We start from the raw sequence: 11,703 nt of genomic DNA on the forward strand, positions 1-11,703 counted from the left end.
GCTGTGTGTCCGTGCAGGTCGACGGCCACTCATGGTTGGCTGCCATAGGCATCCCCACGCCGCTCAGTCGATGGCCAACCTGAAAACCCTCTAGACCATTTCCGCATTAAAAAGAGAGTTCACACACGTGGCTAATATCAAGTCCCAGAAGAAGCGCATCCTCACCAACGAGAAGGCTCGCCTGCGTAACAACGCTGTCAAGTCTGAGCTGAAGACGGCCATCCGCGCCGTTGCCACCGCCGTTGAGTCCACGGACAAGGATGCCGCTGCAAAGGCTCTTGTTGCTGCCAGCCGTAAGCTGGATAAGGCTGTCAGCAAGGGCGTTATTCACAAGAACAACGCTGCAAACCGCAAGTCGGCGATCTCCAAAAAGGTCAACGCACTCTAAGGTTTTTCCAGTTCGACTGAGCTGAACGCGTGAGGCCGGCACCCATTGGGTGCCGGCCTCAGGTATTTAAGGCTGAGCTACCTGAGACGAGCAGGACGGAGTTCACGATGGCGACGATGACGAAGAGCATCGCAAGGCGCCCGTTCGGGGCAACAAACACCTTCTTTGCAGCCGCAATGTAGATGGCCCCCGCGATGGTGCCGAACAGAATACGCACCCAGGCTTGACCGAGGAGACCGAGCGCTTCGGGCTGCAAAAACAGACCCATGACGAGGACAGTGGCCATGAACGGGATTTGACCTAGAAGAACCCAAAACCAGCTGGCTCCAAAGGTGGGGCCATGTCCTTTGACGATGCCCTTGTATATAAGCCTCAATATGAGGGCTTGCAGAAACGATGCCAGGATACTCCAGGCAATGACGCCTACGCGGAGGAAGGTGAGGAGCACTTCTTGGCTCGAAAACTGGTTGTGTTCGGCATTTTCCGTGGCCAGCCGTCCAATGCTCGGCCCCACAGCGAATTGGGCAGCAGCAGTGTATGCGAGCAGGAGGCAGATGATCCAGACCGGGTTGATCTTCTTCGGGCTCTGCGGTGTGGGCTGATCGGACGTCTTTGGGCTCGTGGAGGTCATGACTTACCTTTCGAGCAGTGCGTGTTCGGCCCACTCGGCCAGGGCAGCCAGGAAGTAGAAGGTAGCTGCGGCGATGAGGACTTCGCACATCTTGTGAGCCACGTGACGCCAACCGTGTTCTCCTCTGACCGTTCCGAGAAGTGTTGGCCAAAATAGGCGTGCCCCGTGGATTGTGAGCGTCCACGCTACGATCTCGAGGGGAACGTGGATCGCGGTGAGCGCAACGGTCTGGTGAAGGCCAACAGCCGCGGTACTGGCAACCAGGCCCATCCCGAGCCAAAAGCCGTTGAGGATCATCATGACGATCGCACCGTAGTGGGTCAGGAAAAGAGCGAGAACAGCCAAGGAAGCGTTGTGCAGAAGTATTCCTGGCACGCTAATCGAAGTCACGTCACTGCTGCTGCCCCACGTGAAGAGAGAAGCAAAACCTATCCCGCAGGCCATGGCGATCAGAATTTTCAAGGAATCGGTGCCCAGATATGGGAAGTGGGAACGCACGGCCTTGAAAGGAGCGCGAACGCTATTGGTGAGACGACTGCTCATTTTCGCGCTCCTGTTGGGCGCAGTTCGACTGTATCCTTTTGGCGGATCGCGAGATCGTAGTCGGTCCAGTGGTCATCCTCGTGTGTAGCCACGAGGACCAGTCGGCCTCTTCCTACGGCGAGGATTGACTGGCGTGCGACTAAAGAGGCTTGCTGGTCCAATCCGTTAAGGGTCTCGTCGAGAAGTAGGACATCGACGTTCCTGAGTGCCAAAGCTACTGTCAGAACCAGTCGCTGGCGCTGTCCGAGGGATAGGTCTGCGACCTTGGCTGGCATCATCTGTTCCGTCAGAAGATGATGCCCTTCATCTTCCGGCATCTCCGACGTGCCAATCAGCGGCCTGACCATATCCAAGTGTTCTTCTACCGTGAGGTAGTCGAGGGTAAGAAAGTCCGTGTCTAGATAGACCGCCGTGAAGTCCTTTCTCCACCGCTCGATTTCAGTGCACGACGTCGAGATCATACCGCCGAGGAGCTTGAGTAGCGTCGTTTTGCCGCATCCATTCGGCCCTCGAAGCGCAACAACGCCGCGGTCCGGAAGATCTACGGCAGCTCCGTCAAAAATGACGTGGGATCCAAAGGCATGATCGACACGCGCGAGAGATTTCAGGTGTCCTCCGTTTCGGTGGCAGATAGTTCACGCAGCCATGCAGGCGCGTCGTTGAGAACAAGGGCGGCCAAGAGCACAGCCACGAGAGTCAGTCCGCCAGACGCGATGCCAAGCCAAGGACCGTTTGTTGCTTGCGGTGCAGCGGTGCTCAGAATGCCTGAGAACACAACTGCGAGGCCAGCGCAAAGTGCTGCGCCTAAGCCGGCCTTGGATTTCTGCGCCAACTTCGCGACGTGCGAGGCCGGCATAACGGCCGTCCGACGCTGGACGATCAAGGCGTCGATGCTTATCTCGAGAGCGACAAGGGCAGCGAGCAAGACCGCCGCCTGGGTGTACTTTCCCAAAAGGAGGAATACACACAACATAAAGGTCAAGGGTGCGGTTACTACGATCGCAGTTACCAGGCTGCGGATGATGAGGGGCTTTACCCAGGACGGTTTAAGCCTTACTAGGAATAGGGCAAAGCCCAAGGTTTCGGGTGACGAGATCCTTACGAAAGACGATCGATACAGAACTACCCCCGAGAAGAAGACAACGAGAGCAATAAACGGCGCCGTCCACGGCCACGGTGTCATTTCCATGACCGACAAGGCCAAGCTTGACAAGAGAAAAATGCATGCTGCTTTAATTGATAAATCAGTCAGCAACTCACAGCCACGCAGCGCACGGGGATGGGCTGCGACCCAGTATAGAACAGGCGTGGAAGCTGCCGTAAGAACAGTGCCTGCCATGATCAACAACAATTTGTAACCCAATCCAGAGCCTAGGGTGTCATCGACCTCCAACCACCATGCATTCGCAAACAGAAGAATCAGGCTGCTCGCAGATAAGGCAACAATCAAAATAACGAGCACCCGGTTCGCCGTTCTCTTCAGGGGTGCCACGACAAGAAATGATGAGATAACGAGCGCCCCGACGGCTAATAGATTACTAACCTCGTGCCACCGCAGGTTCTGAAGGATGAGCATGCCAGCAAGACCCAGATCCGTAAGGACCAAACCCGCGCGCATCCCAACCCCCAGGGGTGCTGACACGGTGTTCCAGCAACGGTGGGATTGGCTGTAGCGACGCCTCGCTTGTATGAGCGCTACTGCCAACAGCACCGCCGCGATGCTCACCAGGTCAGGAGTGCTTAGCGGAATTCCCAATGTGGCTAACCCAGCTGGCTGGGGCGTCCACACCATACCCACGCCGATGATGAGTAATGTCAACAAATGCCCAAAGATCAGTGCGTTGTTGATGGTCGTAGCGTGAGCTGGAAAGCCTAAACTCGACAGAAGGTCCTGGAACCGATGGGACCTGCGCCGAAAATCGTTTGTGAAGGTGGCCTTGCACCCGGAGAGGACCACAGCGTATACACGAGTACGCCTTTGGGTGACGTCAGGCGAGTTCATTGTGGCCTTCTCATGGGCTGGTACGTAAGTGTTAGCGGTTTACCATGCAACGAACTGCTTCAGCGCCCACTTCTTGGCCAGACCAAATTTTCGCCATCTTCCATGTGAGTGAGCCGTTGGTGCGGCTCCGGCTCTCAACGGGAGTTGACATGAATGTTCCTTTCATACAGTGATTTTCGTAGTCACCCGTCCGGCATCTCAGAGGGCTGACACAGCGGGCTCGTCATCCGGAGGAAGGACTTCCCCACGGCGAAATCTACGGTCAAAAAGACCGCCGAGGTAGCCGTTTGCCTGAATTTGAGTGGTCATTGCCCGAAATTGAGTAGTGATTGCCGCGGAATTGAGTGGGTAGCCAGGCCGCCTATGAGTGTGCCGCCTGTGAGTGTTATGCGTGCGACGCGCCGGGTTCCGGCATCAGGGTATTTAGGACTTCGGGGTTCGACTCACGACGCGCAAATGGACTAGCGACGCAGGGGATTCGGGCGTCGCCAGGAAATGTGCGTGTCGCCCAACAATATGGGTGTCACGCGTGGGCTTAGCGGCCTCGGGCCGCGTTCGAAATGACCGTGACGGCGTGCTCTACCGCGTACACGGGATCCCGGGAGAGGCCCTTTACTTGGGCATCCGCTTCTGCCGTGACTTGGATGGAACGGATCAGGCCTTCAGGGGTCCAACGCCGGACGTCCCGCTGGGCTTGTTCCACCAGCCATGGCTGCATGCCAAGCTGCTTGGCGATCTGTGCCGACGACCCCTGGGCTCCTGCAACCTTGGCCAAGGTGCGGAGCTTCGCGGCAAGGGCGGCCACCAGCGGCACCGGGTCAACCCCAGTGGCAAGGGCATGCCGGAGGCTGGACAGGGCCTGCGGCCCGTTGCCGGCCATGGCGGCGTCCGCAACCTTGAATGCCGTGGCTTCCACGCGGCCGCCGTAGTAGCGCTCCACTGTGGCTGCGTCGACCGCGGTGGTAGCGTCCGCGATGAGCTGGTTGCATGCGGCAGCGAGCTCGGAGAGGCTGGCGCCGACCGCATTGACGAGGGCCTGGACGGCTTCCGCCTCGATGCGGCGGCCGCCTGCCTTGAATTCCGAGACGACGAATGCTGTTTTCTCGGCGTCCTTTTTCAAGGGTTGGCAGTCCACCACCGGCCATCCAGAGGACTTGATGGCGTCCAGGAGTTTCTTTCCGCGCACTCCGCCACCGTGGCGAAGGACCAACACGACGTCGCTCTCCGGTTGGGCTACGTATTTCAAGGCATCGGCAAGGAAGGCATCGGTCATCGACTCGAGGCCCTCGATCTCGATAAGTTTGGCCTCGTCGAACAGCGACGGCGTGACCGCCATTGCGAGGGAACCGGACTCGTAGCTTCCGGCATTGAGCTTGCTGATTTCCACTTCCGGTGCTGCGGCCCGCACCTGAGAGCGGATCCGATCCATGGCACGGATTCCGAGGTATTCCTCAGGGCCGGTGATAAGCACTACCGCGGACGGGGTAACGTCCCGCCAGCTGGCGGTGTTTGCCGCGGAAGTTTTAGCCTTGGAGACCTGGGCAGCAGCCAACGTTGCTTCCTTCCAGAAGGGTTTTTGCAGAATCCCAGTCTCCCACGTTCAGCGTCCAGGGCGGTGATCCTCATACGCGCGGCCCGCCTACGGGGCGGCGGCGAGACCCGGAATGGGCCTTGGCCCGTCGACGCCGGACGACCGACTCCCCCGCGGCCATGAGCAACACCAAGCGGCGGTGCAACGACAGTACAGCTGAGCCCGCCAACGTCGGATGCAGGACCAGCCACACAATCAGGATGGTCACAACAGACCAGAGAAGCATGGTGGCGATTCCCGTTGGACCTTCAGGCCACGGCAGGGCCGCTCCCGGAAGTCCTGCGAAGAACCTGGCGATTGCCGCCACGATTTCCGCGCTGGCCCCGGCGATGGCCATGGGAATGACCGAAAGCCAGGGAATCAGCGGAACGAGGGGAACCGCAATGGTTCCCAGGATCGTCACGGGTGCGACAAACGGGGCGACTGCGATATTGGTCAGCAATGAGTAGCCGGAGAATTGGGGTTGCAAGGCCACGATGACCGGGCTGCACAGAAGTTGTGCGGCCAAGGGGACCGCGACGGCGGAGGCTAGCCAGGAAGGCACCCACGTCGGAGCCCAGGAGGCGATGGGCCGTGCCAACAGGACAATTCCCAGGGTAGCGAGGACAGACAAGAGAAACCCCACACTCGTACCAAGTGAGGGGTCCAGGATGAGCAGGCCAGTGACCGCGAGGCAGAGAAAGCCCAGGCTCCGGCCCCGCCGGCCACTACTCAGCGCGGTGAGGCCGATAGCACCCATGACTGCCGCCCTCAGGACGCTCGCGTCCGGTCCGACCATCATGACAAAGGCCGCCAAGCAAGCAAGGGCCACGATTGCCGCGACTCCCCTGGCAAGCCGAAAGCTCCTCGCGAGGAGCACCAGGCCGCCAAGAATGAGGCTGCAGTTTGCACCACTCACGGCGGTGAGGTGGGTGGTGCTGGTGGTTTTCATCGCGGCCTCCAGGCCTTCGTCCAGGCCGGTGGTGTCGCCCGTGACCATTCCTGGTAGGAGTCCGGCGGCGTCGCCCTGCAACCACTCGGCGGCGGAACTGAATTGCTTTTTCAATTGCGCTGGACCTTGGGGAATGTTGGCAGATCCCCCCGTCTGGTGCCTTGCTTCCGTCTTGCGCCGCGAGTCCGGCCGCATGGGTGGGGTGGCGGCGGCAAGGACACCGGCCTCGACCTGTCCTGGCTTTGCCGGCTTCAGCTTGCCGGCGGTTCGTACCTCCTGTCCCTTGACGACCTGGTCCCAACCTTCGCCTCCGGTCAGCAGAATTCTTGTGCGGGTGCGGATCAACATGCCGTCGGCCGCCATATCAATCACTTCGGCGGGTACGGCCCACCGTCCCGATCCACGTGAGTCCGTGCCAAATTCGCGGGGATCACCCACGATTAACACATGAATGACAACCGAGTCGCGCGCCGCCGCAGCGTCGGCAACCGGACCGTCCTGGCGCGGTCCGGCCTGCGTCGCGGCGTGGGCGGCCACGGCTGCGGCAAACAAGCACGCAACAGCCAACGTGGCAGGAAAGGTCCTCAGGCTTTGAGGGGCCACGGCCCGAGCGCTGAGAAGAAGACACGCGGCGACGGCCAAAGCCACGCACACAACTCCCGTCCACAGCGGAGGTAGATAGGCGGAGGCAAGGGAAACAGCCCACGTGAGAATGGCAGAGGGGGCCAGTCGAAGGTCCACGCGCCCCGGGCCCGCCTTGGTTCCGCTCACCCTAGACCGTCACCAAGGGCAGAAGGGATTCCATCATCTTGGGACCAACACCATCCACTGCATCGAGGTCCTCCACGGAAGCGAACGGACCGTGTTGCTGCCGCCATTCGACGATCCGTTTTGCCAGGACGGGGCCGACCTTCGGCAAGGTATCCAGTTCCTCAGCGGTCGCGGTGTTGAGATTGACTTTGCCACCGGCAGAAGTCCCGGCCCCGGTGCCACCGGCCGTTGGGGCACCGCCGACTGGTCCCGCAAGCTGCGACGGAGCCGCCTCCCCTATCCTCGGAACATGAATCTTCGCCGAGTCCTCGACGACGGCGGCAAGGTTGAGGCTGTCCAACTCGGCTGTTGGATCCGCACCACCAGCTGCAGCGATCGCATCGAATACCCGCGCACCGGCGGGCACCCTGACGATCCCGGGATTCTTCACCGCACCCGCGACGTGCACGATAAGTAACTGGGCGCCGTCGGGAGATTCCGGAGCCCCGTTGACACCGGCTTTTCCGCTACCCGTGCCCGCTTCCGGAGTTCCTCCCGCATGTGAACTTCGGACGAGAGGCGCAATGGTCGGCTGCCCGGACCACGACTGCCAGAAGAACCAAACCACCACCAGCAAACAAGGCAAAGCCAACAACACGGCCACGCGCCATGGTGTGCGCCACCGAAGCCGCGATGGAGATCCTGCTTCTTCGGACAAGTCTTCGGTGGCTGACTGCGCTCCAGCATCGTCCATACCCGATGCGGATGCCATCAAGGTACCCATCGGAAGCAAAGGTTCCGTCTTGTTGTCGTGCCTCGGTTTCGCGACCGCCTCGTCGTCCGGCGTTGGCGCAAGACGGACAGCGAATCGGAGCCGGGCGGCACTCGCAGCGTCGTCCGCGGGTGAAGCTCGGTTCCTACGTGGCATATCCACGAGCCTAGAACTTCCATGCTCGCAGCTGCAGCCCGGATCGGTGCTATGTGGACAGGGCCGCCGCAGAGTGCCTGTGGAGGATCAGTGGCCGCATGACACGGCCCAAGGCGGGCTCATATTTGGAAGTAGTGGTTTCTTCGGGGTTTCCGGTCCGGGTCGGTGTGGGGTGGCGGGATGAACCAGGGCACGCCTGTTTGGACTTGGATGCGCCAGTCTTCCTTGTGGATCAGGTGATGGTGGTGGCTGCAGAGCAGCGTGCCGTTGGCGGCGCTGGTGGGTCCGCCGCGGGACCAGTACTCGATGTGGTGGGCCTCGCACCACGGGGCCGGCATGGTGCACCCGGGGAAGGCGCAGCCCTTGTCCCGCGCGGTGATGGCTTTGCGCAGGTGCGGCGGGAAGATCCTTGAGGCCCGGCCGATGTCCAGGACCTGGCCCTCGCCGCCCAGGACCACGGGGATGATGTCCGCGTCGCAGGCGAGTCTGCGCAACGTGGCTGCCGGGACGGGCCCGGTGAACGTGAACGACCCGGTGCTGCTGCCTTGCCGGGGGTGGTTGAACAGGGCGGGCTGCCTGGGTGAAGACTGCCCGAAGGGTGAAGGTTGTCCGGCCTGTGAAGCTTGCCCGGGCTGGGGATGCCGGTGGTCGTGGGGGAAGAGGTCGCGGTGGTTGATGGTGGCCAGGATCTGCGGGCGGTGCCCGCCCGCGGCGGGCAGGGACCCCGTGGCCAGGGCGAGCCGGCAGGCGCCGACCAGACCGTCCAGCAGCTTCTGCGCCCTCGACCGCGGCTCCAGCGCCCCGGCACTCTCGGACGAATCGCCGGACGGTGACGGATCTACGCATGGTTCGCCGGATGCCTCGGCGGATGCCTTGCCGCATGCTTCCGCGCAGGCAGGAACCGCGCTGACCTGACCGGCGCCCTGGGCTGCTGTGCCCTGGGGTGTGCGGGTGCGGGGGTTGGCAGCGGTGTTCATGACCGTGAGCAGGTGCTCGTATTGCTCGGTGGTGGCGAAGATCTCCACGTGTTGGAGCCCGTGCTTGGGGCGGCGCAGGAACGCTCCTTGGTGGTGGCGCAGGGATTCTTCGGACGGTTCCGGGCCGTCCTGGTCGATCGCGTCGACCCAGCGCCGCGCCAACCTGGCCAGGAAGTCCTGGTCGTTTTCCTCCGCGGTGCGGACCAGGGCGTGTTCCATCTCCGCGGCCTTCTCCGGGCCGCACAGCGGTCGGACCTTCGCCGCGGCCGTCGTGATGATCCCGGCCGGGCGGGACCCGATCACGCCGGACGCCAGCGCCGCGGCGGTTTCCTCATGCCGGGCAGGGACCGTTTCTCCGGTCAGGCCGCGGCCCGGCAGCAACTCCCGGGCCAGCGCAAGCCGGCGGCCGGCCTCGGCGGTACTGATCCGCAGCAACGACCGCAGGTGCTCGGCTGTGGACCTGAACTCCCCGCCCCGGCCGCTTCCAGCCTGCGCGGAGCCGGCGGCGCCATCCTGCCCGGAGCCGGCGGCACCATCCTGCGTGTCCGTGGGGGCTGGCGTGGTCCCGGACGTCCAGCCCGCGCCGGAGCCGGTCTCCGCATCGGCAGCCCAGCCTGTCGTCCAGCCCGTGGTCCGGCCCGGCCCGGCGGCGGGTTCTTCGTTACGGGCCCGGTCCAGCCCTGCAGCGGCGAGCAGTTGGAGATAATCCATGGTGCGGGAGAGTGTCTCCACCCCGGACGCGAACGCGACGGCCTCCTGGAAACCCAGCCGTCCGACGTCGTCGGCCGCCTTGCCGGCCAGCGACCTGACTGCCTCCACGGCCCCGTCCAGGGCAGCCTGCGGCCCGTCCCGACCGCCCGGATCCACCAACGCCAGTCCGCCCGGACGCCCGCCCGGAACCCCGGCAAAACGCAGACCACGGCCATGATCGGACACCCCGAAATACCCGCGGGACGCAGGGCCCTGCCGAGTGTCGAAGTATCCGATCGCTTCCATGGCAACACTCTGCCACGAGGGTACGACAGTATAAGGCCGTCGCTCAGGACTTCGGCTCACGGCAACCTCCGCGTAGCCGGATACGTTGCCTCATGTGAAAACCTCCGCGTCGCGGCGTCGTTCGCAAGTGTGGCGGCAGTTGGGGGTTATGCCTTTTCCGTGGAGCTAACGATGGCCCGGCAACAAGCTCTGCCGAATGGGATGACGCCATCTCGGTGTTTGTGAGATCGACCTGATGGGCCAGGCTTTGTATGAGAGCATCCACGCCGGAAAGGTTTTGCGCGTTCGCTGGCGAGTTTCCGGTTATAGTCGCTGCGCTCATCCGCACCAGCAGTCCGCCCTGTTCGTCGGTCAGCTCAAGCTCCCGGTCCCGGCGCAGCAGCGGCACCAGAACAGGCAATGAACGCCGCCTTCAAACGCATCAAGCCCGGAGCCCTCTCACACAAGATCCGCGCTCGACCGGAACTGGAAACACTGGCCCTGACTAAGAAGCCAGCACCCCTCAAACCCGTCAATCGCGCCTGGAACAGCGAGCCATGGCAACACTCTGCCAGGAGGGTACGACAATATAAGGCCGTCGGTCAGGACTTCGGCTTATGGCAACCTCCGCGTAGCCGGATACGTTGCCTCATGTGAAAACCTCCGCGTCGCGGCGTCGTTCGCAAGTGTGGCGGCAGTTGGGGGCTATGCCTTTTTCGTGGAGCTAACGATGGCCCGGCAACAAGCTCTGACGTAGAAGAAGGCGTGCTCAAGCCCCAGCTCCCGTTCCGCACCCCGGCCGAATGGGATGACGCCATCCCGGTGTTTGTGAGATCGACCTGATGGGCCAGGCTTTGTATGAGAGCATCCACGCCGGAAAGAAGTTTTGCGCGTTCAGCGGGAGCCCGCCCGCAGTTACGGTTTGCTCCGCATCGTGTTCGCCTGATCCGTTGTGGCTCCCGCAGTGCCGCTGAGGAGCGTTCCGGCGCCAGGAGTACTGCTTTCCCCGACAACCACGGCCAAAACGCCGAGCCCCGCGTGGGCCGCGAGAACGGCAGGCAGGGTACTGATCTGCGCAGGCGGGCAACCGCGGCAGTTCTCTCCCAGCCTGGCCGCGAGGCGCTCTGCCTCTGCCAGGTTCCCAAAATGGTGCACGGCGAGCCGCGATTGTCCTGCAGGCCGGGAATTGACATCCGCAGCAACGATTTCCTCAAGCCGGGCAACGGCCTTGGCAGCCGAGCGCACCTTCTCGAGCGGCACGATCTTGCCGTCGTCGACCGCGAGTATCGGCTTGATGGACAGCATGGCCCCGAGCCACGACGCAGCAGTGCCGATTCGGCCGCCGCGCCGGAGCTGCTCAAGGCTCGGCACATAGAAGTAGACCTTGGTGCGGCTCAATCGTTCCTCGGCAAAGTGACGGACTTCGGCTGCCGAACGGCCGTCTGCGGCCGCAACCAGTGCGCTTTGGACGCCCATCCCTAGCGCCATTCCCACGGTGCGGGAGTCAATGACTTCGACGGGGATCGAGACGCGCTGCGCGGCCATCCGCGCTGAATCGGCGGTGCCGGACAGTCCGGCGGAAATGTGGATGGAGACGACGGCTTCGAAACCGCGATCCCGGGCGGCGAGATAAGCCTGCTCGAACTGGCCGGGTGAGGGTCTGGAAGTCTTCACGGACGATCCCGCCGCCAGGGCCAACGCTAGCGTCTGGGTGATGTCGTCCTCCCCTTCGCCGTAGATCTCCTCGCCCACCATCACGGGCATCGGCACGACAGCGAGGCGGCCGTCGGCGACGAACGCCTTGACCCATTCGGCCGGTAGCGCGGCAGCCGAATCGGTGACGACGGCGGTGCGCACGACGGCGGGCGCCGGCTCAGTTCCGGCGCGGCCCGGCGTCGTGGATTGGCGCAGGCGGGCCAAACGTTCCTTGAGCCACAACCATGCGGGTGGTTCGCGGTCCGTCAAGGGAGCCTCCTGGAGCTGGTGG

General features: G+C 62.8%; 10 protein-coding genes. 1 reads left to right on the forward strand and 9 read right to left on the reverse strand.

The window, feature by feature from the left end; all coding sequences use genetic code 11:
* Nucleotides 1–127 precede the first annotated feature (127 nt).
* The gene (rpsT, locus tag ACFVTG_RS01080; protein ID WP_028267110.1) at nucleotides 128–388 is read left to right on the forward strand and encodes a 30S ribosomal protein S20; all 261 of its coding nucleotides are present in this window, start codon (nucleotides 128–130) and stop codon (nucleotides 386–388) included.
* 58 nt (nucleotides 389–446) lie between these two features.
* Here rpsT and ACFVTG_RS01085 read toward each other — a convergent pair whose 3' ends face one another.
* From ACFVTG_RS01085 to ACFVTG_RS01125, 9 genes are all read right to left on the reverse strand, one after another.
* Nucleotides 447–1,019 (reverse strand): hypothetical protein, encoded by a 573-nt coding sequence (locus ACFVTG_RS01085; protein ID WP_390277340.1) that lies wholly within the window; start codon nucleotides 1,017–1,019, stop codon nucleotides 447–449.
* Nucleotides 1,020–1,022: 3 nt separating this feature from the next.
* Complete coding sequence (locus tag ACFVTG_RS01090; RefSeq protein WP_390277342.1) at nucleotides 1,023–1,562, reverse strand: hypothetical protein; 540 nt, start codon at nucleotides 1,560–1,562, stop codon at nucleotides 1,023–1,025.
* Nucleotides 1,559–2,194 (reverse strand): ATP-binding cassette domain-containing protein, encoded by a 636-nt coding sequence (locus ACFVTG_RS01095; protein ID WP_390277916.1) that lies wholly within the window; start codon nucleotides 2,192–2,194, stop codon nucleotides 1,559–1,561. Before ACFVTG_RS01095 ends, ACFVTG_RS01090 begins: the two co-directional genes overlap by 4 nt.
* Nucleotides 2,167–3,564 (reverse strand): hypothetical protein, encoded by a 1,398-nt coding sequence (locus ACFVTG_RS01100; protein ID WP_390277344.1) that lies wholly within the window; start codon nucleotides 3,562–3,564, stop codon nucleotides 2,167–2,169. The genes ACFVTG_RS01095 and ACFVTG_RS01100 overlap by 28 nt, the downstream gene beginning before the upstream one ends.
* A gap of 535 nt (nucleotides 3,565–4,099) precedes the next feature.
* Nucleotides 4,100–5,116, reverse strand: a complete 1,017-nt coding sequence (holA, locus tag ACFVTG_RS01105; RefSeq protein WP_390277346.1) for a DNA polymerase III subunit delta — start codon at nucleotides 5,114–5,116, stop codon at nucleotides 4,100–4,102.
* A gap of 70 nt (nucleotides 5,117–5,186) precedes the next feature.
* The gene (locus ACFVTG_RS01110; protein ID WP_390277348.1) at nucleotides 5,187–6,857 is read right to left on the reverse strand and encodes a ComEC/Rec2 family competence protein; all 1,671 of its coding nucleotides are present in this window, start codon (nucleotides 6,855–6,857) and stop codon (nucleotides 5,187–5,189) included.
* A 1-nt stretch (nucleotide 6,858) separates the two neighbouring features.
* Nucleotides 6,859–7,764, reverse strand: coding sequence for a helix-hairpin-helix domain-containing protein (locus ACFVTG_RS01115; RefSeq protein WP_390277350.1), 906 nt, complete (start codon nucleotides 7,762–7,764; stop codon nucleotides 6,859–6,861).
* Between the two features lie 119 nt (nucleotides 7,765–7,883).
* Nucleotides 7,884–9,737, reverse strand: a complete 1,854-nt coding sequence (locus ACFVTG_RS01120; protein WP_390277352.1) for a DUF222 domain-containing protein — start codon at nucleotides 9,735–9,737, stop codon at nucleotides 7,884–7,886.
* Nucleotides 9,738–10,631: 894 nt separating this feature from the next.
* The gene (locus ACFVTG_RS01125; protein WP_390277354.1) at nucleotides 10,632–11,681 is read right to left on the reverse strand and encodes a DegV family protein; all 1,050 of its coding nucleotides are present in this window, start codon (nucleotides 11,679–11,681) and stop codon (nucleotides 10,632–10,634) included.
* Between the last annotated feature and the right edge of the window lie 22 nt (nucleotides 11,682–11,703).

Origin of the sequence: Arthrobacter sp. NPDC058127 (assembly GCF_042884555.1) — a bacterium.
Lineage (GTDB): Bacteria > Actinomycetota > Actinomycetes > Actinomycetales > Micrococcaceae > Arthrobacter.